Origin of the sequence: Edwardsiella ictaluri ATCC 33202, assembly GCF_000264785.1 — a bacterium.
GTDB lineage: Bacteria > Pseudomonadota > Gammaproteobacteria > Enterobacterales > Enterobacteriaceae > Edwardsiella > Edwardsiella ictaluri.
In genome coordinates this window covers 20,989-47,207 of sequence record NZ_AFJI01000081.1, presented here as the reverse complement: position 1 = coordinate 47,207, position 26,219 = coordinate 20,989, and the positions used below count along the sequence as shown (strand labels likewise).

Below are 26,219 nucleotides of genomic sequence, written 5' to 3'. Positions count from 1 at the left end.
GTTCAGGCTCCCTGATTACTTGGCGGTACGGCGATAGTTTTCAATCAGCGTCATAAAATGGTCAAACAGCGGGGCGGCGTCGTGCGGTCCCGGGCTGGCCTCCGGGTGTCCCTGGAAACTGAACGCCGGACGATCGGTACGGTGAATGCCCTGCAGCGAGCCGTCGAACAGCGACTTATGGGTCGCCCGCAGCGTCGTCGGCAAGGTCGCTTCATCAACGGCAAAACCGTGGTTCTGCGCGGTGATCATTACCCGATCGCCCTCTAAATCTTTCACCGGATGGTTGCCGCCGTGATGGCCAAACTTCATTTTTACCGTCTGCGCACCGCTGGCCAGCGCCAGCAGCTGATGCCCAAGGCAGATGCCAAACAGCGGGATCTCTCCGCGCAGGAAGGTCGCGATAGCCTCGATAGCATAGTCACAAGGGGCCGGATCGCCGGGACCGTTGGAAAGGAAAATACCGTCCGGATCCAGCGCCAGCACATCCTGTGCAGGCGTCTGGGCCGGTACTACCGTCAGGCGGCAGCCGCGATCCACCAGCATTCGCAGGATATTGCGCTTCACGCCAAAGTCATAGGCCACGACATGGTAAGGCAGTTCGGCGTCGTCACGCGGCGCTGGCAGGCCGCCGCTGAGCGTCCAGCTGCCCTGGCACCACCTATAGGCCTCCTTCGTGGTCACTTCTTTGGCCAAATCCATCCCTTTCAGGCCGGGGAACGCGCGCGCCTTCTCCAGAGCCAGCGCCGCGTCTGGCTCGCTCCCATTCTCTGCGGTGACGATACAGCCGTTCATCGCCCCTTTCTCACGCAGCAGACGGGTCAGCTTACGGGTATCGATATCAGCGATGGCGACCACGCGGTGACGACGCAGATAGTCCGGCAGCGTCTCCTGGCAGCGGAAATTGCTGGCGATCGGCGGCAGATCGCGCACGATAAGCCCCTGAGCATGCACGGTGGAGGATTCTTCATCGGCGGCGTTGGTGCCGACATTGCCAATATGGGGATAGGTAAGCGTGACGATCTGGCGGGAATAGGAGGGGTCGGTGAGAATTTCCTGGTAGCCGGTCATCGAGGTATTGAAGACCACTTCCCCCACGGCCGAGCCATCTGCCCCGATCGACCTGCCGTGAAACTGGGTTCCGTCTTCCAGAACCAAAAGCGCTGACTTAATCAAAACACCCTCCAAAGGAATACTCAGTCACAGCATATGCATATTAATTCAGACATTGTATCGTGAATCAATCGCAAAAACTGCCACTGCGGCGAATTTCTGACAAATTGCGCGCATTCTAATGACGCATCCGCCCATTGTCCAGATGAAAGGAGAGTTTTTTGTGTTTTTTACAAATCTGAATGTGTTTTTAATGCCAAGTGATTAAAAACGCCAATTTTAAGAAAGGAGAAAACGGTTGCCGGACACAGATATCAAAGGCAACGGCGCTATAATGCGTTTTTTCACTGAAAAAATCAATATGCGGGCAGTGCAGCGGGGGAAATAAAAGGTAAACAGAAAAAATTGCCATACTGATAAGCTTAGATTTAAATTCTCACCATAAATAAAAAATGTGATAAAAAAACAATTATTTTCATCACATTAAATAACAAACAGACCATGATATCTATCTAATAACAGGCCATTTATAAGGTATCAAGAGCCAAAACATCACACATATCGTACATCCCTGGCTGCTGTGCGCCGAGCCACTGCGCCGCCCGCATGGCACCGCTGGCAAACGTCATACGGCTAGACGCCTTATGGGTAATCTCCAGACGCTCGCCGACATCGGCGAACATAGCGGTATGCTCGCCCACGATATCGCCGGCGCGCAACGTTGCGAAACCGATGCTGCCAGGAGCCCGCTCCCCGGTGTGCCCCAGGCGAGTATAGACCGCACAGCTTTCCAGGCTACGGCCCAACGCACCGGCGATCGCCTCGCCCATCGCCAGCGCCGTCCCCGATGGCGCATCGACTTTATGGCGATGATGCGCCTCAAGAATTTCAATATCGCAGTAGCTCCCCATCACCTGCGCCGCCTTTTCCAGCAGGCGCAGCATCACGTTCACCCCAACGCTGAAGTTAGCGGCCAACACGATGGCGACATGCTGTGAAGCCGCCTCAATGGTCGCCTTTTCCTGCTCGCTGAAACCGGTAGTCCCTATCACCATCGCTTTACCGTGCGCCTGACAAAAAGCCAGATGCGCCATCGTTCCCTCAGGACGGGTAAAGTCGATCAGGATATCAAATTGGCCCGCGACCCGCTCCAGCGATGACTCGACCGTCACACCGGTCACACCACAGCCAGCCAGTTCGCCAGCGTCACACCCCAGCAGGCCGGAACCCTCCCGCTCCAGCGCCGCCCCCAGCGTCACGCCAGGTATCGCCGCGGCCGCCGCAATCAGCTGACGCCCCATCCGACCGCCAGCACCGGCGATCGCTACCCGAATCTGTTCTGCCATCTTCCGTCTCCTTTATGATGCTTGCTTCGCTGTCCGCCGACGTCGCGTCGCTCGCGGCGTACCTCACGGCCCCTCTGTTTGATTGCTTTTCAGATTAACGGCTGTCTCGGCCCTGAGCCAGAAAAAATCGGTGACGATGCAAAAATTCACCGGCGACGGACGTCCGGCGTAGCTACCGTGCCTCTCGCTGCATGAATATGCAATTATCACCGTTATGTCTCCCACGATACCGCTATCACTTTGAGAGACAAGCTATCAAAAATGCCCGTCATGCTCTCAAAGTGATATGCAGCCAGTTTTTTCCTGTCTTATAGCGTCATAATTTCCTTGGGATATCTCGATCCGACTCACACTTATGAGGATATACCGCCTCCTCTCAATGAGTGTGGCGCATATCTTGCTGCCTTGAGCTATCCCCCAGCTTATTTCCCCACAGGAGAATACTATGTCTTTAGGATCGCCGCTGCGGCGGGTTGATGCCGAAGCCAAGGTCACCGGACAGGCGCGTTATACCGATGATATGATGATGCCCGGCATGCTCCATGCCTGCTACGTGCGCAGCCGTATCGCCCACGGTAACGTCACCGCCATCGATACCCGGGAAGCGGAGTCCATGCCCGGCGTAGAAGCCGTCTTCACCTTTCACGATGTCCCCTCAGCCCCCTTCCCTACTGCCGGCCACGCCTGGTCTCTGGAGCCGGGCAAACGGGATATCGCCGATCGCCATCTGCTGACCGGCCACGTGCGCCACTTTGGCGACGGCGTCGCCATCGTCGTCGCCCGCGATCTGCTCAGCGCCGAGCGCGCCGCGGCGCGGGTACAGGTCAGCTATGATGCGTTGCCGGTGATCACCCGGCCACAGGCAGCCCTGGCTGACGGTGCGCCAGCTATTCACCCCGGCGGCAATTTGCTGCGCCACAGCGAGATCGACGCCGGAGAGCCAGAAGTCCGCATCTCCACCGCCGATCTGCAGCTGGAGGGTCACTACGAGACGCCGGTGGTGCAGCACTGCCACATGGAGGGCGTGACCTGCTATGCCTATATGGAGCAGCCCGATCACATCGTCATTGTCTCCAGCACCCAAATTCCCCAGATTGTCCGGCGCACCGTCGCCCAGGCCCTCGGTCTCCCCTGGTCGCACGTCCGGGTGATCAAGCCCTACGTCGGCGGCGGATTCGGTAATAAGCAGGATGTGCTGGAAGAGCCGATGGCCGCCTTTTTAACCCAGCGCCTCGGCGGTAAACCGGTCAAGGTCAGCCTGAGCCGGGAGGAGTGCTTCGTCGCCACCCGCACCCGCCACGCCTTCAGCATCGATGCCCGGCTAGGTATGCGCCGGGATGGCCAGCTGGAGGGGTACCGGCTGACGGTGCTGTCCAACACCGGCGCCTATGCCTCTCACGGCCACTCGATTGCCGCTGCCGGCGCCAATAAAATCAGCTATCTCTATCCCCGCAGCGCCTTTGGCTACTGCGCTGATACGGTGTATACCAACCTGCCCGCCGCCGGTGCGATGCGCGGCTACGGCGCACCGCAGGTCGACTTTGCCCTGGAATGCCTGATGGACGACGCCGCGGCCCGCCTCGATCTCGATCCCCTCGAGGTTCGTCTGCGCAACGTCGCGCGTCAGGGCGACCGCAACCCGGTTAACGGAAAGACCATCTACAGCGCCGGGCTCACAGAGTGCCTGGAAAAAGGCCGCCGTCTGTTTGAGTGGGATCAGCGCCGCGCCGAATGTCTGGCCCAGGCGGCCGATGCGCCGGTGCGGCGCGGCATCGGCATCGCCTGTTTCAGCTATGGTTCCAATACCTATCCGGTCGGGGTGGAGATCGCCGGCGCCCGCCTGCTGCTCAATCAGGACGGGACGGTAAACCTGCAGATTGGCGCCACCGAAATTGGCCAGGGGTCCGATACCGTCTTCGCCCAGATGGCATCGGAAACGCTGGGGATCCCCTTTAAACAGATCCGGGTGATCTCAACTCAGGATACCGATATCACCGCCTTCGATCCCGGCGCCTTTGCCTCACGGCAAAGCTACGTCGCCGCCCCGGCGATCCGCCGAGCAGCGGAGATCATGCGCCAGAAGATCCTGGCGCACGCGGCGCTGATAAGCCACCAGCCGGAGTGGGGACTGACCCTGTGCGACGGTAACGTGGTGATGGCGATGCAGCCGGATCAGGTGCTGATGAGCGTCGCCGACGTCGCCATGCAGGCCTACTACCACCAGGAGATCGGCGCACAGATCCTGGCCGAGGTCTCCCATAAAACCACCACCAATCCCCCGGCTTTCGGCTGCACCTTTGTCGATCTCAGCATCGACATCGCGCTATGCCAGGTCACTATTAACCGCATCCTGAATCTGCATGACTCCGGGCGGATCCTCAACCCGCAGCTGGCGGAGGGACAGGTTCACGGCGGCATGGGTATGGGGATCGGCTGGGCGCTGTTCGAAGAGATGATCATCGATGAGCAGAGTGGCGTGGTACGCAATCCGAATCTGCTCGACTACAAATTCCCCACCTGTGTCGACCTGCCGGATCTGGAGTGCGCCTTTGTCGAGACGGTGGAGCCGCAGTCAGCCTATGGCCACAAGGCGCTGGGAGAGCCGCCGATCATTTCGCCTGGACCGGCGATCCGCAACGCCATTCGCATGGCAACGGGGGTCGCGATCAATGCGCTGCCGATCACCCCCAAAACGCTGTATCGCGAATTTGTGCAGGCCGGACTGATCAGGGAGTAATGCGACATGTATGATATTAAACGCTACCTGCGCGCCACCAGCGCGCGCCATGCCAGCGAGCTGATGCTGGCCCACCCGGACAGCCGGCTGCTGGCGGGCGGCACCGACGTGCTGATCCAGCTGCACCACCATAACGCGCAGTACGCCCATATCGTGGATATCCACGGGCTACCCGAGCTGTGCGGCATTACGATGCTAGAGGATGGCTCCCTACGCATCGGCTCAGGCACCACCTTTACCCAGCTCATCGAGCACCCGCTGATCCAGATGCACCTGCCAATGCTGGCTGAAGCCGCCGCCACCATCGCCGGTCCGCAGATCCGCAACGTCGCCACCTACGGCGGTAACATCTGCAACGGTGCCACCAGCGCAGACTCCGCTGCCCCCAGCGTCGCGCTCAAGGCCCAGCTGGAGATCCTGACGCCTGATGGCGTAACGATCCGTCCGATCGACGGCTTTCATACCGGGCCGGGGAAGGTGGCGCTGACCCCTGGTGAGATCCTGCTGGCCTTCCGCTTTCATCCCAACGATCACCGCCACGCTGGCAGCGCCTATATCAAGTACGCCATGCGCGGTGCGATGGATATTGCCACCATCGGCTGTGCAGCGCTGTGTCGCATTGAGTCTGGACGCTTCAGCGAGCTGCGTCTGGCTTACGGCGTCGCGGCACCGACGCCGATCCGCTGCCCGCAGGCCGAGTCCTGCGCCAACGGCCAGCCGCTGAGCCGCCAGACGCTGGCCGCCGTCGCTGCCGCCGTCGCCGCTGACGTTTCGCCACGCTCATCCTGGCGCGCAGAAAAGGAATTCCGTTTACACCTGATCCGCACCCTGGCACAGCGGGCCATTACCCTGGCCGTGCAGCGTGCGGGAGGAGATATACTATGAATGTCAAAGAGTGGGTTGAGATCCGCTGCCAGATCAATGGGAAAACCTATCAGTTTTGCGTGTCGCCGGCGATATCACTGCTGGAAATGCTGCGCGAGCACGGGCTAACCAGCGTGAAGCAGGGCTGCTGCGTCGGTGAGTGCGGCGCCTGCAGCGTATTGATCGATGGCGTGGCAACCGACAGCTGCCTGTATCTGGCGCTGTGGGCAGATGGTAAGCAAATCGTCACGGCCGAAGGACTGGGCCGAGCCGACAGCCTTTCTCCGATCCAGCAGGCCTATGTCGACGCCGGCGCTGTGCAGTGCGGTTTCTGTACTCCGGGACTGGTGGTCGCGACCCATGCCCTGCTGGCAAAACCGCGCAGTCGCCCGCTGACGCATCAAGAGATCCGCCGCGGCCTCTCCGGCAACCTGTGCCGCTGTACCGGCTATCAGGCCATCGTACGCGCCGTCGATCTCTGCCAGCACGAAGAAGAGGAGCAGTAGGGCACCTAAACCGCACCCCGGCGTAACCCGGTATTATTGCGGTAATATCGGGTTACAGCCTTGGGGAAATAATTACATAACAATTTGAAAATAATAGAAATATTCTATATATGGCTGACAGTTTCTCCGCAGGGAGCTATGATCAGACACATTCATGGCATTCCCATTAGCCTCCCTAGGAGATTATGTTATGTTTACCAAGAAAGCACTCGCTTGCCTGCTGGTTGCCGGGGGACTTAGCCTCAGCGCCCAGGCAATGACGCTCAGTAGTCCCTCAGTTGACAATGGTAAGTCGCTACAGAACGTACAGATTTTTAATGGCTGGGGCTGTACCGGGCAGAATAAATCACCGGCGCTGACCTGGAGTGATGTACCGGCGGGCACCAAGAGTTTTGCCGTCACCATGTATGATCCGGATGCACCAACAGGCAGCGGATGGTGGCACTGGATGATGATCGACATTCCCGCCTCAGTACATAGCCTGGCACAAAACGTCGGAGAGAAAGAGAGCCGCGATCTGCCCAAGGGCGCAATCCAGCTGCGCAATGACTTTGGCTATAACGGCTTTGGCGGCGCCTGTCCTCCTCCGGGAGCCAAGCCCCATAACTACCAAATCACCGTATATGCACTGAATGTCGCGAAGTTAGACATTCCTGCCCACGCTTCTCCCGCCTATGCCGGCTACTTCATCTTGCAGCATAAAATCGGCGAAGCCCGCCTGACGGCACCGACCAATATGCGCTGAGTCCGGACTCGCCTGATGACAAAGGGCAACAAACAAACGGGGCACCCATCGGGCACCCCGTTTGTTTTACTCTCTGCCCCACGGCTCAGTCGGCCTGCTGTACCTCGATACGTAGCTCACGCGGTACCTCAAACACAATATTCTCTTCCCGCCCCTGTATCTCCTGCGCCGCCGCCCCCCCCAGCGCCTGCAGACGGTCGATGACCTCGCGTACCAGTACGTCCGGTGCCGATGCCCCGGCTGTAACCCCCACGCAGCCCACTCCGCTCAGCCAGGCATCATCAATATCCGAAGCGCTATCGATAAGGTAAGCCGCTCTTCCGGCCCGACGCGCCAGCTCCGCCAGACGGTTAGAGTTGGAGGAGTTTTTCGAGCCAACCACCAGCACCACATCCGCCTGTACCGCCAGGCTGCGCACCGCCTCCTGGCGGTTGGTGGTGGCGTAACAGATATCGTCTTTACGCGGTCCGACGATCGCCGGGAAACGCGCCCGCAGAGCGTCTATCACCTCAGAGGTATCATCGACCGACAGCGTCGTCTGGGTCATAAAGCAGAGGTTCTGTTCGTCTTTAACCTGCAGTTGCCAGACGTCCTGCGGCGACTCAACCAGATACATGCCCCCCTGAGGATTGCTGTACTGTCCCATCGTACCTTCCACTTCCGGATGGCCGGCATGACCAATCAGGATAGCCTCCGTACCACGGCGGCTGGCGCGCGCCACCTCCATATGGACCTTGGTCACCAGTGGGCAGGTGGCATCGAACAGCATGGTCAGGTGACGCGCCTTTGCTTCTGCGCGCACCGCCTGGGAGACGCCGTGCGCAGAGAAAATCAGGATCGCCCCGTCGGGGACTTCACTGATCTCCTCGATAAACACCGCGCCGCGCTCACGCAGATCGTTCACCACAAAACGGTTATGCACCACCTCATGTCGGACATAGATCGGGGCACCATAGATAGCCAATGCACGCTCAACGATACTGATCGCCCTATCAACCCCGGCACAGAAACCGCGCGGATTAGCCAGCAGAATGCGCATGTTCATCTCCCTGCGGCGGATCGATCGCCAGCACCTCAAGGTCAAAGGTCACCGGCATCCCCGCCAACGGGTGGTTAAAATCGACCGTGACCGACTCACCGACGATCTCGCGAACCAGCCCCGGCATCTGGGCACCGTCGGCGGCGGTGAACAAAATCACCGCGCCGGCCTGCGGCATCCCACTGTCGCGAAACTGCCCCAGTGGGAAAAACTGTACCAGATCATCACTGCGCTCGCCGAACGCATCGGCGGGCACCAAGGTGAAAGTCCGCCGATCGCCGCGCCTGCAGCCCAGCAGATGAGCTTCCAGCGCCGGAGAGAGGCTGCCGTCGCCCAGCCGGAACAACGCCGGCTGACCGCGCTCGTGTGACGACTCCGCCAGGGAGCCGTCCTCCAGCGTCAGCGTAAAATGCACCAGTACCGCGCTTGTCGCCTGAACCTGAGGCATTACTTGTTCTCCTTGTCACGCTGCGGTAAAAAGCCCTCGACCACCACCAGTGCGGCCCCGATACAGATCGCGGTATCTGCCAGATTAAAGGTGGCGAAGTGCCAGTTCCCGACGTAAAAGTCGATCATATCGACGACGAAGCCATGCCACAGGCGATCGAACAGATTACCCAGCGCCCCACCGATGATCAGTGCATAGGCAATATTGCTCAGACGCTGCGAGGCTGCACTGCGGTACATCATAACCAGCAAGGCTACGCAAATGGCAATGGCAATGCCGGCAAAAAACCAGCGCTGCCAGCCGCCGCTGTCGGCCAGAAAACTAAAGGCGGCACCGTAGTTCCGCGCATAGTGCAGATTGAGCGACGGGAACAGCGGCAGGGTCTCCCCCAGCATAAAATGCTGGAGGATCAGCTGCTTGCTACCCAAATCAACAATCAGTACGGCAACGACGATCCACAGCCAGCGCAGTCCGGTTGAAAAAATAGGTCTGCGCATCATGCAAACTTACGCTCTTCGCCCTGACCGGCCACGTTCGTGACACAGCGCGGACACAGCTGAGGATGCGCGGCATCCTGACCGATGGCGGTCGAGTAATGCCAGCAGCGCGGGCATTTACTGCCATCAGCCTTACCCAAGCCCACCTTCAGCCCGGCCAATTCGCTGGCAACCGCATCAGCGGTGGCCTGAACCAATGGCTGAACGCGCGCCGCCGAGGTGATCAGCACAAAGCGCAGCTCGTCCTGCAGACTGTCCAGCTGCGTCGCCAGCGCCTCATCCGCATACAACGTGATGGCAGCCTCCAGCGATCCCCCAACCTTCTTGTCGTTACGCGCCTGCTCAATGACCCTGTTCACCTCGCCACGCACCTTCAGCAGCTCAGCCCAGAAGGCGTCGTTCATCTGCTCCGCGGCATCCAGACCAAACAGCCCCTGGTACCACTCTTCGGTAAACACGAACTGTGCGCGATCGCCCGGCAGATAACCCCAGACCTCATCAGCCGTAAAGGAGAGGATCGGTGCCATCCAGCGCACCAGCGCCTCTGCGATATGGTACAGCGCGGTCTGGCAGCTGCGGCGAGCCACGGAGTCAGCCTTGGCGGTGTACTGACGATCCTTGATGATATCCAGGTAGAAAGAGCCCATCTCAACCGAGCAGAACTGCATCAGACGCTGCACGACTTCGTGGAAATCATAGTTTTCGTAAGCGGCGATGATCTCATCCTGCGCCTGCTTGGCACAGCCGACCGCCCAGCGATCCAGTACCACCATATCCTCCGGCTTCACCATGTCCTTACACGGGTCAAAACCGTTCAGGTTAGCCAGCAGGAAGCGGGCCGTATTACGGATGCGACGGTAGGCATCGGCGGAGCGCTTGAGGATCTCGTCCGACACCGCCATTTCACTGGTATAGTCGGTCGAAGCGACCCACAGGCGCAGAATGTCGCCACCCAGCTTGTTCATCACCTGTTGCGGGCTGACGACGTTACCAACAGACTTGGACATCTTACGCCCCTGCCCATCCACGGTGAAACCGTGGGTCAGCACCTGGCGATACGGTGCCTTACCCTTCATGGCGACGGAGATCATCAGCGAGGACATAAACCAGCCACGATGCTGATCGGAGCCTTCCAGATACATATCCGGGCTGTGGCCGTTGAACTCCGGACGGGCGTCCACTACCGAATAGCTGGTTGAGCCAGAGTCAAACCACACATCCAGCGTATCCGGTACCTTCTCATACTGATCGGCTTCGTCGCCCAGAAGATCGCGAATGTCCAGATCCCACCAAGCCTGAATGCCCGCCTGCTCCACGCGCTTGGCGACCATTTCCATCAGCTCCGTGGTACGCGGATGCAGCTCTTGGGTTTCTTTATGGACCAGCATGGCCATCGGAACGCCCCAGGTACGCTGGCGCGAGATACACCAGTCCGGGCGGTTCGCTACCATCGATTCGATGCGTGCCTTGCCCCAGGCCGGGATCCAGCCGCTGAGATTCTGCTCATCCAGCCCCTGCCGTTCGATGCGATCGATTTCAGCCAGCGACTGGCTGCGCAGCCCCTGACGATCCATGCTGATAAACCACTGCGGCGTCGCACGGAAAATAATCGGGCTCTTATGACGCCAGCAGCAGGGGTAGCTGTGGGTCAGCTTCTCTACGTGCAGCAGCGCACCGCTATCCTTGAGCAGATCGATGACGATATCGTTGGCCTTAAAGACAAACAGCCCGTCCAGCACCGGATGAGTGCCCGGCAGATAGCAGCCGTTGCTGCCGACCGGGTTGGCGATCTCCAGGCCGTATTTCTGACCGACGACATAGTCGTCCGGTCCGTGACCCGGTGCGGTGTGCACCGCACCGGTACCGGCGTCCAGGGTAACGTGGTCGCCCATGATGATCGGCACGTCAAAGTTCATGAAAGGATGACAGAAGTGCAGCAACTCCAGCGCTTCCCCTTTGCAGCTGCCCAGCACCTGCCAGTAGTCGATGCCGGCACGCTTCATCACGCTCTCGACCAGATCGGCGGCCAGGATCAGACATTCCCCCTCCACCTGCACCAGCTGGTACTCCAGCTCCGGATGCAGCGCCACGGCGCGGTTGGCCGGCAGTGTCCAGGGAGTGGTGGTCCAGATCACCACGTTCACATCGCCCTTCGCCTCGCTGACGCCGAATTTTGCCAGCACCTGCGCTTTATCGACAGCGGCAAAGCGAACGTCAATGGACGGCGAGACCTTGTCGTAATACTCCACTTCCGCTTCGGCAAGCGAAGAACCGCAGTCCGGACACCAGTGCACCGGCTTAGCCCCTTTCATCAGATGGCCGTTATCCACAATGCGCGCCAACGCACGGATGATATTGGCCTCAGTACCATAGTCCATGGTCAGATAGGGGTGTTCCCAGTCGCCCAGCACGCCAAGACGGATAAAGTCGGCTTTCTGCCCGGCGACCTGCTCGGCGGCATAGGCACGGCACTGCTCACGGAATTCAGCCGCGCTGTACTTTTCTCCCGGTTTGCCAATCAGCTGCTCTACCTTCAGCTCAATCGGCAGACCATGACAGTCCCAGCCGGGGATATAGGGCGAGTCGTAGCCGGAGAGCCCCTTGGACTTGATAATAATATCTTTCAGGATTTTGTTGACTGAGTGACCGATATGAATGCTGCCATTCGCATACGGAGGGCCATCATGCAGAATGAAGCTTTTCTTGCCTTGCTTAGCATTACGGATAATTCCGTACAGATCCTGCTCATACCAGTGTTGCAGCATGCCAGGCTCGCGCTTGGCCAGATCGCCGCGCATCGGGAACCCTGTTTCCGGCAAATTCAGGGTATTCTTGTAGTCACTCATCTTCGATTTCGGTTCCGTTTTCGACTATTGGGATTGAGCCATCAGGCTCTGGACCGGTGTTGTCAGCCCAAAAAAATTCGCGGGCAGCCACCACATCTTGGGCGATTTGCCGCTTCAGTGCATCAAGCGAATCAAAACGCTGTTCATTGCGCAGTTTTGCGCGGAGCACCACATCAATATGGCGCCCATAGAGATCCATCGTCACATCAAGCAGATGGACCTCCAGCTGCTGGCGTATGCCAGCGACGGTCGGACGGGTACCGATATTGGCCACGCCCGGCAAAGGCGTGGGACCCAGTCCATAAACATCTACGGCATAAACACCTTTTACCGGCGCGACCAGCCGTTTTAGCGGTAGATTGGCGGTGGGGAAACCGATGGTACGCCCCAGCGCATCGCCATGAACCACCCGCCCGGCAATGCGATAGGGGTGGCCCAGCAGGCTTTCCGCCAGTGCCAGGTCATCGTGGCGCAGCGCGTGACGCACCGCGGTACTGCTGACCCGCCGATCACCGACACAAAAGCTGAGGCTGTTAGTGACGGTAAACCCATAGACTTTTCCGGCGGCCTGCAGCATCTGGTAATCCCCCTCACGCCCGGCGCCAAAGCGAAAATCATCGCCAATCATCAAAAACTTCACCCCGAGGCGCTCGACCAGCAGGTGTTTCACAAAATCCTGAGCCGAATGGCTGGCGAACTGGCGGTCAAAACCCACACACAGCACGGCATCCACCCCGGCGTCGGCCAGATAGCGGCACTTATCCCGCAGGCGCGTCAAGCGGGCTGGCGCATTCTGCGGCGCGAACATCTCCAGAGGCTGGGGCTCAAAGATCATCACCATCACCGGCACCCCAAGACGATCGCCCTCCTGACGCAGACGCGCCAGCAGCGCCCGATGCCCCCGGTGCACGCCGTCAAAGTTGCCGATGGTCAGCACACAGCCACGATGCCGCGCGCGTAGGTTATGAGTGCCGCGAATTAGCTCCATATCAGGCTCAAAACAGTGGAAATCGACGGATTATACCTTGTACAGCGACTAAGGTTAACCGGCGATTGTCGGGTGTTTAACGGGATTGATTCACCATACCGGAGTTAAGCCGACGATTAAATACATGAATGCGGATTTATCTCCCGCTTGGAACGGCATCGCTACCGCCTGTGCACCAGCGGCGACCATTTAGCCCCCATCCACCATTGTCAGATGGCCATGATGGGAAAAATCGCGCGAAACGCTGTATTCCACACAACAAAGCTGGTAAAATTCGGCGCCATTGAAACGCACGGGTGTCGCCACTACAAGCGGCGCTTATTTGCACAAATCCATTGACAAAAGAAGGCTGAAAGGGCATATTCCTCGGCCTTTGAATTGTCCTCTATAGAATATTTTGGGAGTTGGACCTTGGCTAATATCAAGTCAGCTAAGAAACGCGCCGTTCAGTCTGAAAAGCGTCGCAAGCACAATGCTAGCCGCCGTTCCATGATGCGTACTTTCATCAAGAAAGTATACGCAGCTATCGCTACTGGCGACAAAGCAGCTGCTCAGGCAGCGTACAACGACATGCAGCCGATCGTCGACCGTCAGGCAAACAAAGGCCTGATCCACAAGAATAAAGCTGCTCGTCATAAAGCTAATCTGACCGCTCAGATCAACGCAATGCAGTAATCTGCCTTACGTTGTAAGCTTTATAAAAAACCGGTCTCGGCCGGTTTTTTTGTTTCCGACACGGAATGGCTAACGGCTGAACAGCGCTGAAAAGTCCTTGTTGCATACCCGCTGTACAGCCGGATGCTGAATCATCCGCTCGGCAAAGATCACGTAATACTCTTCCTGCACATTGTCGATGCGTCCCACCTCGCGGATATTGTCCTGCACGTTGGCGTACATATCCTGCGCATAAATCGACGGAGCGACAAAAATGGCATCGTGATACAGGCCAAACGCCTTCATCAGCGCGGCGTCATCAAACTCACCGAGGATCTGCACCTGTAACCCCTGGCTGTTAAACCAGTTCAACAGCTTGCGTCCCAGCATAGAGCGACGTCCCGGAATTAACAGCTTACGCTGCTCCAGGCAGGTCGGGAACGGCATCTCTGGCAGCGGCTGACGACAGAAGAAGCTGACGCCACACTCACCGAGCTTGACGGAAAACAGCCCCTCCTGCTGACTGGAGTCCACCGGGCAATCCGACAGGATCATATCCAGCTTGTGCTGGCTCAGCTGCTCCAGCAACAGCTCGTGAGTCGACTCAAAGCAGCGCAGGTGGATCTGCTCATGGTCGGCTACCGCCGTCTCCAGCACCTGGCTCACCAACCGTTTAGAGAGCGCATCGGCTACGCCGACGTCAAACAGCATGCTGGACTCTTTGCGATAATTAACAATATCCAGCATCTCTTGGCTGAGCATAAACATGCGATCGGCATAGCGGAATACCAGCTGCCCCAGCTCAGAAGGCACCAGGCCGCGCCCCTGGCGCTTAAACAGCTTGCCGCCTAAGCGCTCTTCCAGCGCCTTAATCTGCCCGGTAATGGTCTGCGGCGTCAGAAACAGCGCCTCCGCGGCCCCGACCACCGACCCCTCTTTACACACTTGCCAGAAGTAATAGAGATGATTGAAATTTATATGTGACAGACGCACTTGTGCGCACTCCTAGTGAGTTACCGCCGCAGTTCCTCAGACGAACCCCGTCTGACGGCAGCAAGGGAGCCTTAACTAAATAATAAGATAACAGTTAGACCGATAGATATCATGCCATCAATAGATCTGTAACGGCACGCATCCCCCTATACGAGAACGGGGTCGCAAAAGCGACCCCGCGGTGAAGATGTATCGAATAACGCAGCCGTTACGCCACCGCTTTCTGCACCGGCAGCACCCGCCGTAGCAGCAGATAGCCCACGATAGCCGCCAGGGAAGAGCCCAGCAGGATCCCCAAGCGCGAGAAGACGGCCAGCGCCGGATCCGCATCGCCAAAGGCCAGCGAAGCGATAAAGATGGACATGGTGAAGCCGATGCCGCACAGCACGCCGATGGCAATAATCTCCTTGAAGGTGGTCCCCTGCGGCAGCGTGGCTAACTTCAGCTTAACGGCCAGCCAGCAGAACAGGCTGATCCCCAGCGGCTTGCCAATGAACAGACCGGCGATAACCCCCAGCGGCAGCAGAGAGAACAGACCTGACAGCGTCACGCCATCCAGAGAAACCCCGGCGTTGGCAAAGGCAAACAGCGGCAGGATCATATAGGCCACCCACGGATGCAGCGCATGCTCCAGCGAGCGCGCCGGCGACTTGCCATCCTGCTCTTTCAACGGAACGAAGAAACCGATAACCACGCCGGCCAGCGTCGCATGAACACCAGACTTCAACACTGCGGTCCACAGTACCACGCCGACCAAGATATACAGTCCGACGCGACGCACGTTAAACAGATTCAACAGCGCCAACGCCACGATCGCCGCACCGGCCACCGCCAGCGACAGGATCGACAGATCGCTGGTGTAAAACAGCGCGATGATGATGATAGCGCCCAGATCATCGATGATGGCCAGCGCCAGCAGGAACACCTTCAACGCCAGCGGCACCCGGTTACCCAGCAGTGCCAGAACCCCCAGGGCAAAGGCAATATCGGTCGCGGCCGGGATCGCCCAGCCGGTGCTGGCAACGGCATCCTGGCCGTTAAACAGCAGATAGATCAGCGCCGGCACCACCATCCCGCCCACGGCGGCGATCACCGGGAAAGCCGCCTGACGGGCGCTGGCCAGCGAACCACACACCAGCTCACGCTTTACTTCCAGACCAATCATCAGGAAGAATACCGCCATCAGGGCATCGTTAACCCACAGCAGCATATTTTTATTGATGTGCAGGCTACCTACGTGTACCTCAACCGGCGTGTTGAGGAAGGCCTGATAGATATGGCTAGTCCAGTCCGTATTGGCCAGGATCATGGCCAGCGCGGCGGCGATGATCAAAATCACGCCGCCAAAGGCATCACTGCCGACAAAACGCTGCAAACTCTTTATCATTGCACTCACCCAAGCAACTGAAACAAAGGAGGTCGGAGACTCTTACTATCAGCATACTCCCTCTTATAGCTCGAAAAAAGTAATTTATTTTTCGCATATAACTCGGAATAATAGAATTATTTTTTATGAAAGAGACATCATTAACGAACTGAGCTCAACGCATGAGCAATAAAAAATCCCCGACACAGCAAGCTGCCCGGGGATTGAATACGCAGAATCAACAGAATATCAGCGAGTCAGATCATCAAAGAATTTCTTCACCCCGTCGAAAAAACGCTTGGAGCGGGGGCTATTCTTATCACTGGCGGGGCCGCCAAAGCTCTCCTCCAGCTCACGCAGCAGCTGTTTCTGTTTATCGTTCAGGTTCACCGGCGTCTCGACCACCACACGGCACAGCAAGTCACCCTGCGCCCCGCCACGCACCGACTTCACCCCCCGGCCACGCATACGGAACATCTTGCCGGTCTGGGTCTCGGCCGGGATCTTCAGATTAACCCGCCCATCCAGGGTCGGCACCTCAATCTCACCGCCCAGCGCCGCCATCGCGAAGTTGATCGGCACCTCGCAGAACAGGTTATTATCTTCCCGCTCAAAAATCGGATGTGCCTTCACCTGCACCTGAACATACAGATCGCCGGCCGGCGCCCCGTTCTCCCCAGCCTCACCCTCGCCCGCCAGGCGGATGCGATCACCGGTATCGACCCCGGCAGGAATTTTCACCGACAGGGTTTTGGATTTTTCAATCCGGCCGTGGCCGTGACACTTATTGCACGGATCTTTAATAATAGTGCCGCGCCCGTGGCAGTGCGGACAAGGCTGCTGTACGGTGAAGAAGCCCTGGCGCATCTGTACCTGACCGGCACCATGGCAGGTCGGGCAGGTGATCGGCTCACTGCCCTTCTTGGCACCGCTGCCGTGGCAGACATCGCACTCAGCCAAGGTCGGAATCCGGATCTCTTTGGTGACGCCACGTACCGCCTCCTCCAGCGTCAGATCCATGTTGTAACGCAGATCCGCGCCGCGCGCCGCGCGCTGGCGACGACCGCCGCCGAAGATGTCGCCGAACACGTCGCCGAAGATGTCACTGAAATCCGCACCGCCGCCGAAACCACCGCCGCCGCCGCCCATGCCGCCCTGCTCAAACGCCGCATGGCCGTACTGATCGTAGGCCGCACGCTTCTGCGCATCGGTCAGGATTTCATAGGCTTCTTTGATTTCCTTAAACTTGTCCTCGGCCTCTTTATCGCCCTGATTACGGTCAGGGTGATACTTCATGGCCAGGCGTTTATAGGCTTTTTTGATTTCGCGCTCATCCGCTTCACGGGATACGCCCAAAATCTCATAGTAGTCTTTCTTCGCCATTTCGGTTGCTTTGCCCCTAACATAGAGGCACGGGCGTTGAGTTTCCTCGACGCCCGTGCCGGTGAATAACGGCGACTTATGCCGCCGTTACCATGCCCGCTTAAGGGCGATTATTTTTTATCTTTTACTTCTTCGAATTCGGCGTCAACCACGTCGTCATCTTTCTTGGCGCTGGTGTCCGCCTGCGCTTCACCGGCCTGGGCCTGCTGCTGCGCCAACTCCTGCAGCTTGGCAGAAGACTGTACCAGCGCCTGGATTTTGGCTTCGATATCCGCCTTATCCTCACCCTTGCTGGCCGCTTCCAGCGCCTTCACCGCCTCTTCGATCGCGCTCTTGTCAGTCGCCGGCAGTTTGTCGCCCGCTTCTTCCACCAGCTTGCGGGTGCCATGCACCAGCTGATCGGCCTGGTTACGCACCTGAACCAGCTCTTCGAACTTGCGATCCGCTTCGGCGTTGGCCTCGGCGTCACGCACCATCTGCTTGATCTCATCTTCGCTCAGACCAGAAGAAGCCTTGATGGTGATGTTCTGCTCACGCCCACTGTTCTTATCCTTCGCGGAGACATGCAGGATACCGTCGGCGTCGATGTCGAAGGTGACTTCGATCTGCGGCATACCGCGCGGCGCCGGCTGAATACCATCCAGGTTGAACTGACCCAGAGACTTGTTATCCGCCGCACGCTTACGCTCACCCTGCAGGACATGGATGGTCACGGCAGACTGGTTGTCTTCAGCGGTAGAGAACACCTGACTATGCTTGGTCGGAATGGTGGTGTTCTTAGAGATCAACGCCGTCATGACGCCGCCCATAGTTTCGATACCCAAAGACAGCGGGGTAACGTCCAGCAGCAATACATCCTTCACATCACCCGCCAGTACTCCCCCCTGAACAGCGGCACCGATGGCCACAGCTTCATCCGGGTTAACGTCTTTACGCGGTTCTTTACCGAAGAAATCTGCAACCTGCTTCTGCACCATCGGCATACGGGTCTGACCGCCCACCAGGATCACGTCGTCGATGTCAGAGACAGACAGACCGGCATCCTTCAGAGCTACCTTCAGCGGCTCCATGGAACGGGCAACCAGCTCTTCGACCAGGGACTCCAGTTTAGCGCGGGTCACCTTGATGTTCATATGCTTCGGACCGGTGGCATCTGCGGTGATATACGGCAGGTTCACGTCGGTCTGCTGAGCAGAGGAGAGCTCAATCTTCGCTTTTTCAGCCGCTTCTTTCAGACGCTGCATCGCCAGCGGATCGTTGCGCAGGTCAATACCCTGCTCTTTCTTAAACTCATCGACCAGGTAGTTGATCAGACGGCTATCAAAATCTTCCCCGCCCAGATGGGTATCACCATTGGTCGCCAGAACTTCGAAGGTCTTTTCGCCATCGACATCATCGATTTCGATGATGGAGATATCGAAAGTACCGCCACCCAGGTCATAGACAGCGATAGTGCGGTTACCCACCCCTTTGTCCATGCCGTAGGCCAGCGCGGCCGCGGTCGGCTCGTTGATGATACGCTTCACATCCAGACCGGCGATACGACCAGCGTCTTTGGTCGCCTGGCGCTGCGCGTCGTTAAAGTAAGCTGGTACGGTAATGACCGCCTCAGTCACCGTCTCACCCAGAAAATCTTCCGCCGTTTTCTTCATTTTCTTCAGGACTTCGGCAGAGATCTGCGGCGGCGCGATCTTCTGGTCTTTCACTTCTACCCATGCGTCGCCGTTATCAGCTGCCACGATCTTATAGGGCATGATGTCTTTATCACGCTGTGCTTCGGCATCTTCAAAACGACGGCCGATCAAGCGTTTGATCGCAAACAGCGTGTTTTGCGGGTTGGTGACCGCCTGGCGCTTTGCCGGCTGGCCAACCAGAACTTCCCCATCCTGTGTATAGGCGATGATGGAGGGCGTGGTGCGATCGCCCTCAGCATTCTCCAGAACGCGGGCCTTGCCGCCATCCATAACTGCTACACAAGAGTTAGTTGTACCCAGGTCGATACCAATGATTTTACCCATCGAACGTCTCCACTAAAAATTCGGTTTTCAAGCTCGTTGTTACCTTAGGTGGGGGCGAGTTCTCGCATTTCAACCACCGTTCTCACCACATTTGCCGAACTGGGTAACAACTTCGATGTTACTAAGATGGGGTCGCCCACGCGGGCATCAAGGGGGAGGATGCAAAAAAAAACGGATTTTTTATTACCAGAGATTGTTTCTTGTGCGATGCCTCTTTATTATGCCGCGCGCTCGGGAGCAGCGGCCGTTGTGGCGGCCCGGCGCACGTACCTACGGGCTCAAGCCCGTTTCTACATTCTATTACTACAGAGGCTTTATGCACACCAACAAGTTGGCAAATCCCGGCCCCCTGGGTCTGATGGGTTTTGGGATGACTACCGTCTTGCTGAACCTGCACAACGCAGGGCTCTTTCCGCTGACTTCCGTTATTCTGGCGATGGGGATTTTCTTTGGCGGTATCGCCCAGATCCTGGCCGGACTGATGGAGTATAAGAAGGGCAATACCTTTGGACTGACCGCGTTTACCGCCTATGGCTCCTTTTGGCTGACTCTGGCGGCACTGCTGACGCTGCCCAAGATGGGGCTGGCCGAGGCTACCGACGCCCTGTCGCTAGGGACTTATTTGGCGCTATGGGGCATCTTTACCCTGTTTATGTTCTTTGGCACCCTGCGCGGCAACCGTGTCCTGCAGTTTGTCTTCGCCAGCCTGACCGTACTGTTCTTTCTGTTGGCCTATGGCAACATCACGGCGAACGCCAGCGTGCTGCATATCGCCGGCATTGAAGGGATTATCTGCGGCGCCAGCGCTATCTATCTGGCGATGGCCGAGGTGATTAACGAGCAATATGGCCGGGACGTATTGCCGATCGGCGCTAAGCACGCCTAACTGTGCGCCATCATGCAAAAGGCTTCCTGCAGGAAGCCTTTTTTGTACCTACCACATGTTGTACCACGCGTAGCGAAACGCGTGCAGGCTAACGGGACAGACGTATCTCTCCCTCGGCTGCCCGCAGCGGAGAGCGCTGAAAATAAAACCCCAGCGCCACGCCCAGCAGCGATAGCGTCAGCACATACCAGCCTGCCGCCAGCGGCGTCAGGGTGAGCAGCAGCGTCACGACAATCGGTGTCAGGCCGCCAAAAATGGCATAGGCCAGATTGTAGGAAAAGGAGATACCGCTGAAACGGACTTCCGCCGGAAAGGCACAAACCATAATAAAAGGCACCGCACCGACCAGGCCGACGCTAAAACCGGCCAGCCCATAGCGCCAGAACAGCTGGACCGGCTCAATCTCCGGGGACAGGCGACTAAAAAACTGCCAGGTACAGACAGCCAATAGCACCCCCCATCCGATAAATAAGCGCCCCGCGCCAAGACTATCCACCAGACTCCCCGCCAGAACACAGCCCAGCGTCAGCGTTATGATTGCCACGCTGTTAGCCTGCAGGGTTAACGCCGCAGGTAAATGATACTGTGCCTGTAACAGGCTGGGGGTCATCAGGATCACCACAACAATACCGGCAGACAACAGCCAGGTCAGCAGCATTGAGACGACAACAGCCCGGCGGTGATCGCGCACGACACTCTTTAACGGTAATTCAGCGGCCAGCGCCCGGCGCGCCTGCATTTCCAAAAACACCGGAGTCTCATGCAGCCAGCGCCGCAGGTACATTGCCATCAGCCCGAACAGACCACCAAGGAAGAACGGAATACGCCATCCCCCGTTCAATACCTCCTGCGGCGTAAGCCAACTGTTCAGCCAGGTCGCCACCAACGACCCCAGCAGAATACCGAACGTCAGCCCCGAGGTGAGAACCCCACAGGCAAAGCCAATACGCTGTGGTGGGACATGCTCTGCAACAAAAACCCAGGCCCCGGGGACCTCGCCACCGATAGCAGCCCCCTGAAGCACTCGCATCAGGAGTAGCAACAACGGTGCAACAATGCCAATACTTTGATAGGTCGGTAACATCCCCATCAATAGTGTCGGCAGTGCCATTAATAAAATACTAAGGGAAAACATTTTCTTGCGACCTATACGGTCACCGAAATGTGCCATGATAATCCCGCCGAGCGGACGCGCCAGATACCCGGCGGCAAAAATACCGAAGGTCTGCACCAAGCGCAGCCACTCCGGCATATCCGGCGGGAAAAACAGCGCGCCGACCACGGTGGCGAAAAACACGAAGATGATAAAGTCATAAAACTCCAGCGCCCCGCCCAGAGCGGCCAGCGCCAGCGTTTTATAGTCCTGCCGATTCAGTCTACGTTGATTGTGCAATTCCATATGTCTTAATGGTCCTATTTTTGTGACACTTATTGTTCATGTTGTGTTGCAAAAATAGTGATATAACGTTAGCCACAGACATACCAGTCATTCTGAATCTTATCTTGCAATGACGCTAACTTCAGTCAATTGTTTCGCGACGGGCGCTTTTCGGCCGAAATGCTGCTATTACAGCCGGGTGGGTTTCTACGTAGGGGCCATCCAGCAACTGGATGCAGTACGGCACACTGGCAAAGATCCCGTGAACGACCGTATTCCCATCCCCATCCTTCAGCCCCTCCAGCGTTTCGCGGATCGACTTCGGCTGACCCGGCAGATTGATGATCAGCGCCTGTTTACGAATCACTCCCACCTGACGCGACAGGATCGCCGTCGGAACAAAGCGCAGGCTAACCTGACGCATCTGCTCACCAAACCCCGGCATTTCGCGATCGGCAACCGCCAGCGTGGCGTCCGGCGTCACGTCACGCCGCGCCGGGCCTGTACCACCGGAGGTCAACACCAGATGACAGCCGCGTTCATCCACCAGCTCACACAGGGTCTGTTCGATCAGCGGCTGTTCGTCCGGGATCAGCCGGGACTCCAGGGTATAAGGGGTAGCCAGTGCGCTGGCCAGCCACGTCTCCAACGCCGGGATCCCAAGGTCCTGATAGACACCGCTGGATGCCCTGTCAGAGATCGATACTAAACCGATGCGTAGTGTATTCATGCAATAACCTCAACGACGATGCCTTCCGGCTGTGGATGCAGGATAATACTACGCCAGCCGCCGATAACCACATCCGCACACTGTAAAGAGTGACGAGGACGACGGCAGCTCAGGGCGATGACAGTCATTCCCGCTGCCTGAGCCGCACGGATACCAGCCTCGTCGCTTTCGATGACCAGGCAGTCGCGGGGATCTAGGCCATAGTGGCTGGCGGCCAGCAGGTACGGCTCGGGATCGGGACGACCGCAGCTGACCTGCTCTGCGCCGATCACCAATGGCGGCTGGCACATGCCACTGTGGGCAATCTGCTCTGCAGCGCGCGGCTGTCCAGCCTGCGTCACGACACCCCAGGGTGTTTCTCCCAGCATCGCCAGCCACGCGGCGGCGTCCTGACGCAGACGGCTGCGCCGTTGACGTACCACTGCCAGCAGCGCCTGCTCCAGACGCTGACACTCCGCATCATCACTATAGCGGGGCGTCAGCTGGCGCAGGATCTCCTGTACCCGCTGGCTATAAATGCGCGGACGCAGCAGGGCGTAGTCTATCTGGCGCTGATGCGCCCACTGCTCCCACACCGGCTCCGCATGGCCGTTGCTGTCGAGCAGTGCGCCGTCCATATCCAGAAAGATGGCGGCGAAATGTTTTCTCCACATGACCCAATCTCCTCTGTCAGCAATCGACGATGTCGTAACAGATGCTCTGGCAAAACGTTAGCGCCATCGCCGCGAAGAGGCAAAATTTATCTAACGGAAGGCGATGGGAAAATGGCACGGAAAACGGCCAGCGAACGCTGGCGCGCCGCGGTTAACGGCGCGCCACTCTGCACTCTGCTACAGACCGAGGCACAAATATTTAATTTCCAGATAGTCCTCAATGCCGTATTTGGAGCCCTCCCGGCCCAATCCTGAGGATTTTACTCCGCCAAACGGCGCCATCTCATTGGAGATAAGCCCACTGTTGATGCCAACGATGCCATACTCCAGCGCCTCGGCGACGCGGAATACCCGCCCCACGTCGCGGGTATAGAAGTAGGAGGCCAGGCCGAACTCCGTCGCATTGGCCCGGGCGATAACCTCATCTTCGTCACGGAAGCGAAACAGTGGCGCCAGCGGGCCAAACGTCTCCTCGCGCGCGACCTGCGCATCGGCGGGTACGTCCAGCAGAACGGTCGGGCAAAAGAAGTTCCCTCCGCGGGCATCGGCCTGACCGCCGCAGGCAATGCGGGCGCCGCGCGCCACGGCATCCGCAATATGCTCCTCCACTTTGGCCCGCGCCCGACCATCGATCAGCGGACCGACGGTCACCCCCTCATCCAGCCCATTGCCCATCTTCAGCGCCTGTACCGCGCTGCACAACTTCTCGGCAAAGCGCTCATAAATGCCCTCCTGTACATACAGGCGATTGGCGCACACGCAGGTCTGGCCGGCATTACGAAACTTACTGGCCATCGCCCCCGCCACCGCCTGATCCAGATCGGCATCATCAAAAACGATAAACGGTGCATTGCCGCCCAGCTCCAGAGAGACCTTCTTGATATCGTGCGCACACTGCGCCATCAGCTGACGCCCGATCTCCGTCGAGCCGGTGAAGCTCAGCTTACGCACCTGCGGATTGGCGGTCAGCTCATCGCCCACCGCCCCGGCCGAGCCGGTCACCACACTAAAGACCCCCTGCGGTACCCCAGCACGCAGTGCCAGCTCCGCCAGCGCCAGCGCCAGCGCAGAGTAGGGTGTCTGGCTGGCGGGCTTCAGCACCATGGTACAGCCCGCGGCCAGCGCCGGCCCGGCCTTGCGGGTGATCATCGCCGCAGGAAAATTCCACGGCGTAATCGCCGCCGTCACGCCGATAGGCTGCTTGATCACCAGCAGGCGCTTATCGCCCTGCGGAGTGGGGATGGTATCGCCGTAGACCCGCTTAGCCTCTTCGGCAAACCACTCAATAAACGACGCCGCATAGGCTATCTCGCCGCGTGACTCCGCCAGCGGCTTCCCCTGCTCCAGGGTCATCAGCCGGGCCAGATCGTCCTGATGCACCAGGATCAGCTCAAACCAGCGGCGCAAGATCTGCGCCCGCGCCTTCCCCGTACGGGCACGCCAGCCCGGCAGCGCGTGGGCGGCAGCCTCGATCGCCCGCCGGGTCTCCGCCGCCCCCATCTTCGGTACGCTGCCCAGCGTATCCCCGTTCGCTGGGTTAATCACCGTTATTACATCGCCGCTATCGGCATCGCACCACACCCCGTCAATCAGCGCCTGTTGACGAAACAGGCCCATATCATGGAGCTGCATCATGTTTCACCTCGCTTATCGGCGCCAGCGCGCCGCTATCCGCCGCGACGCGGCAGATAAAAAAAGAACACCCCGGGCGCACGCGCGGCCGGGGTGTTTGGGATATTCGGCAAAACACGCTTACAGCAGCGCGCCGATCATGCTTTCCAGCTTACCCTGGTCAACGGCGAACTTGCGGATACCGTCCGCCAGTTTCTCCACCGCCATCGGATCCTGGTTATGCTGCCAGTAGAACTCGGCCTCACTCATCCGCGCCGGGCGAGCCTTGATCTCACCCTGATCAGCCAGCTTACGCTCAACGTTGCCGGTGCTTTCAGACAGCTCCTTAAGCAGGGGCGGAGAGATGGTCAGGCGGTCGCAGCCGGCCAGCTCCAGGATCTCGCCGACGTTGCGGAAGCTGGCGCCCATCACCACGGTTTCATAGCCATGCTGCTTATAGTAGTTATAGATTTCGGTAACGGAAATCACTCCCGGATCTTCCGCCGGTGCGAACTCGCTCTTGCCACCGTTGGCCTTATGCCAGTCAAGAATACGGCCGACAAACGGTGAAATCAGGAACACACCAGCTTCGGCGCAGGCCCGGGCCTGAGCAAAGGAGAACAGCAGGGTCAGGTTACAGTTGATGCCCTCTTTCTCCAGACGCTCCGCGGCGCGGATGCCCTGCCAGGTTGAGGCCAGCTTGATCAGGATACGATCGTTGCTGATGCCGGCATCGTTATACAGCTTAATCAGACGCTTCGCCTTCGCCACACTGGCTTCGGTGTCATAGGAGAGACGGGCATCCACCTCCGTGGAGATGCGGCCCGGGATCAGCTTGAGGATCTCCAGACCGATATTTACCGCCAGCTTGTCTGAGGCGTCCACGATCTGCTGCGCGCGATCGCCGCTCTGGGCACGCGCCCAGGCAATGGCATCGTCGATCAGTTTACGGTATTCCGGAATTTGCGCGGCGTTAAGGATCAGAGAGGGGTTCGTCGTGGCATCCTGAGGCTGATACTGCTTCATCGCGGCGATATCGCCAGTATCAGCGACAACGGTGGTCAGTTGACGCAGGGAGGTCAGTTTATCGGTCATTTTAGCGTTCCCATTTTGGTGTATTAACCAGCTTGATACGCCAATTGTTATCTCCCCCCGTCGCTTACGGCCTAATACCTCGCCGCTATCAGGGGTATCACCTTGCGCAAAGGCGAAAGCGCTAACAAATTGTGCATGAGCTTGTGACGTGCCTGCTCTGATGATAACACGCTGTTTGCGTTGCGCAATGGAGGAAACAGCACAGGGAAATGCGCCGTTTTTCCACATTCTGGCCGTAAATTGTTGGGCAACCGTTTACCCAGTGACAATGACTACAGAGCAAGCGTTAACGCGAATATTCTGCCATGCCTATTAAAAATCATGCT

Annotated in this window: 22 protein-coding genes; 6 read left to right on the top strand and 16 right to left on the bottom strand. The window is 58.3% G+C overall.

Annotated elements, in window-relative coordinates; all coding sequences use genetic code 11:
• Nucleotides 1-15: 15 nt before the first annotated feature.
• Entirely contained in the window at nucleotides 16-1,173 is a 1,158-nt protein-coding gene (gene carA / locus EIEH_RS11990; protein ID WP_015870104.1) for a glutamine-hydrolyzing carbamoyl-phosphate synthase small subunit, read from the bottom strand.
• A gap of 464 nt (nucleotides 1,174-1,637) precedes the next feature.
• Nucleotides 1,638-2,456: a 4-hydroxy-tetrahydrodipicolinate reductase gene (dapB, locus tag EIEH_RS11985; protein WP_015870102.1), complete on the bottom strand. Its 819-nt coding sequence runs from the start codon at nucleotides 2,454-2,456 to the stop codon at nucleotides 1,638-1,640.
• A gap of 445 nt (nucleotides 2,457-2,901) precedes the next feature.
• On the opposite strand from dapB, the gene xdhA reads away from it, so the two are divergent.
• The 4 genes from xdhA (at nucleotide 2,902) to EIEH_RS11965 (ending at nucleotide 7,308) form a co-directional block, all read left to right on the top strand.
• Entirely contained in the window at nucleotides 2,902-5,193 is a 2,292-nt protein-coding gene (gene xdhA, locus EIEH_RS11980) for a xanthine dehydrogenase molybdenum-binding subunit XdhA (RefSeq protein ID WP_015870101.1), read from the top strand.
• A gap of 6 nt (nucleotides 5,194-5,199) precedes the next feature.
• Complete coding sequence (xdhB, locus tag EIEH_RS11975; protein WP_015870100.1) at nucleotides 5,200-6,078, top strand: xanthine dehydrogenase FAD-binding subunit XdhB; 879 nt, start codon at nucleotides 5,200-5,202, stop codon at nucleotides 6,076-6,078.
• The gene (xdhC, locus tag EIEH_RS11970; RefSeq protein ID WP_015870099.1) at nucleotides 6,075-6,563 is read left to right on the top strand and encodes a xanthine dehydrogenase iron sulfur-binding subunit XdhC; all 489 of its coding nucleotides are present in this window, start codon (nucleotides 6,075-6,077) and stop codon (nucleotides 6,561-6,563) included. The genes xdhB and xdhC overlap by 4 nt, the downstream gene beginning before the upstream one ends.
• 190 nt (nucleotides 6,564-6,753) lie before the next feature.
• Nucleotides 6,754-7,308, top strand: coding sequence for a YbhB/YbcL family Raf kinase inhibitor-like protein (locus EIEH_RS11965; protein WP_015870098.1), 555 nt, complete (start codon nucleotides 6,754-6,756; stop codon nucleotides 7,306-7,308).
• Between the two features lie 85 nt (nucleotides 7,309-7,393).
• Here the strand turns inward: EIEH_RS11965 and ispH are convergent, their stop codons facing one another.
• From ispH to ribF, 5 genes are read right to left on the bottom strand one after another with little or no spacing between them, the layout of a single operon-like run.
• Entirely contained in the window at nucleotides 7,394-8,347 is a 954-nt protein-coding gene (ispH, locus tag EIEH_RS11960) for a 4-hydroxy-3-methylbut-2-enyl diphosphate reductase (protein WP_015870097.1), read from the bottom strand.
• Complete coding sequence (gene fkpB / locus EIEH_RS11955; RefSeq protein WP_015870096.1) at nucleotides 8,328-8,795, bottom strand: FKBP-type peptidyl-prolyl cis-trans isomerase; 468 nt, start codon at nucleotides 8,793-8,795, stop codon at nucleotides 8,328-8,330. Before fkpB ends, ispH begins: the two co-directional genes overlap by 20 nt.
• A complete protein-coding gene (lspA, locus tag EIEH_RS11950; RefSeq protein WP_035609724.1) occupies nucleotides 8,795-9,292 on the bottom strand; it encodes a signal peptidase II in 498 nt (165 codons plus the stop codon). Before lspA ends, fkpB begins: the two co-directional genes overlap by 1 nt.
• Nucleotides 9,292-12,138, bottom strand: coding sequence for an isoleucine--tRNA ligase (gene ileS / locus EIEH_RS11945; RefSeq protein ID WP_015870094.1), 2,847 nt, complete (start codon nucleotides 12,136-12,138; stop codon nucleotides 9,292-9,294). The genes lspA and ileS overlap by 1 nt, the downstream gene beginning before the upstream one ends.
• Complete coding sequence (ribF, locus tag EIEH_RS11940; protein ID WP_015870093.1) at nucleotides 12,131-13,126, bottom strand: bifunctional riboflavin kinase/FAD synthetase; 996 nt, start codon at nucleotides 13,124-13,126, stop codon at nucleotides 12,131-12,133. The genes ileS and ribF overlap by 8 nt, the downstream gene beginning before the upstream one ends.
• 411 nt (nucleotides 13,127-13,537) lie before the next feature.
• Between ribF and rpsT the strand changes: the two genes are divergently transcribed.
• A complete protein-coding gene (gene rpsT, locus EIEH_RS11935) occupies nucleotides 13,538-13,801 on the top strand; it encodes a 30S ribosomal protein S20 (protein WP_015460922.1) in 264 nt (87 codons plus the stop codon).
• A 69-nt stretch (nucleotides 13,802-13,870) separates the two neighbouring features.
• On the opposite strand, the gene nhaR is transcribed toward rpsT, so the two are convergent.
• From nhaR to dnaK, 4 genes are all read right to left on the bottom strand, one after another.
• The gene (gene nhaR / locus EIEH_RS11930; protein ID WP_012847450.1) at nucleotides 13,871-14,773 is read right to left on the bottom strand and encodes a transcriptional activator NhaR; all 903 of its coding nucleotides are present in this window, start codon (nucleotides 14,771-14,773) and stop codon (nucleotides 13,871-13,873) included.
• A 208-nt stretch (nucleotides 14,774-14,981) separates the two neighbouring features.
• A complete protein-coding gene (gene nhaA, locus EIEH_RS11925; protein WP_015870090.1) occupies nucleotides 14,982-16,160 on the bottom strand; it encodes a Na+/H+ antiporter NhaA in 1,179 nt (392 codons plus the stop codon).
• Between the two features lie 228 nt (nucleotides 16,161-16,388).
• Nucleotides 16,389-17,522 carry a molecular chaperone DnaJ gene (gene dnaJ / locus EIEH_RS11920; protein WP_015870089.1) on the bottom strand — a complete coding sequence of 378 codons (1,134 nt, stop codon included), beginning with the start codon at nucleotides 17,520-17,522 and terminating at the stop codon, nucleotides 16,389-16,391.
• Nucleotides 17,523-17,632: 110 nt separating this feature from the next.
• Nucleotides 17,633-19,540, bottom strand: coding sequence for a molecular chaperone DnaK (gene dnaK, locus EIEH_RS11915; protein WP_015870088.1), 1,908 nt, complete (start codon nucleotides 19,538-19,540; stop codon nucleotides 17,633-17,635).
• A 316-nt stretch (nucleotides 19,541-19,856) separates the two neighbouring features.
• Here dnaK and satP point away from each other — a divergent pair, with 316 nt between their 5' ends.
• Nucleotides 19,857-20,426, top strand: a complete 570-nt coding sequence (gene satP, locus EIEH_RS11910) for an acetate uptake transporter (RefSeq protein ID WP_035609688.1) — start codon at nucleotides 19,857-19,859, stop codon at nucleotides 20,424-20,426.
• 88 nt (nucleotides 20,427-20,514) lie between these two features.
• Here the strand turns inward: satP and EIEH_RS11905 are convergent, their stop codons facing one another.
• From EIEH_RS11905 to tal, 5 genes are all read right to left on the bottom strand, one after another.
• The gene (locus tag EIEH_RS11905) at nucleotides 20,515-21,825 is read right to left on the bottom strand and encodes an MFS transporter (RefSeq protein WP_015870086.1); all 1,311 of its coding nucleotides are present in this window, start codon (nucleotides 21,823-21,825) and stop codon (nucleotides 20,515-20,517) included.
• 121 nt (nucleotides 21,826-21,946) lie between these two features.
• Nucleotides 21,947-22,534, bottom strand: a complete 588-nt coding sequence (gene mog, locus EIEH_RS11900) for a molybdopterin adenylyltransferase (RefSeq protein WP_015870085.1) — start codon at nucleotides 22,532-22,534, stop codon at nucleotides 21,947-21,949.
• Entirely contained in the window at nucleotides 22,531-23,187 is a 657-nt protein-coding gene (locus EIEH_RS11895; protein ID WP_015870084.1) for an HAD family hydrolase, read from the bottom strand. Before EIEH_RS11895 ends, mog begins: the two co-directional genes overlap by 4 nt.
• Nucleotides 23,188-23,364: 177 nt before the next feature.
• Nucleotides 23,365-24,819, bottom strand: coding sequence for an NADP-dependent succinate-semialdehyde dehydrogenase (gabD, locus tag EIEH_RS11890; RefSeq protein WP_015870082.1), 1,455 nt, complete (start codon nucleotides 24,817-24,819; stop codon nucleotides 23,365-23,367).
• Between the two features lie 120 nt (nucleotides 24,820-24,939).
• The gene (gene tal, locus EIEH_RS11885; protein ID WP_015870081.1) at nucleotides 24,940-25,893 is read right to left on the bottom strand and encodes a transaldolase; all 954 of its coding nucleotides are present in this window, start codon (nucleotides 25,891-25,893) and stop codon (nucleotides 24,940-24,942) included.
• Between the last annotated feature and the right edge of the window lie 326 nt (nucleotides 25,894-26,219).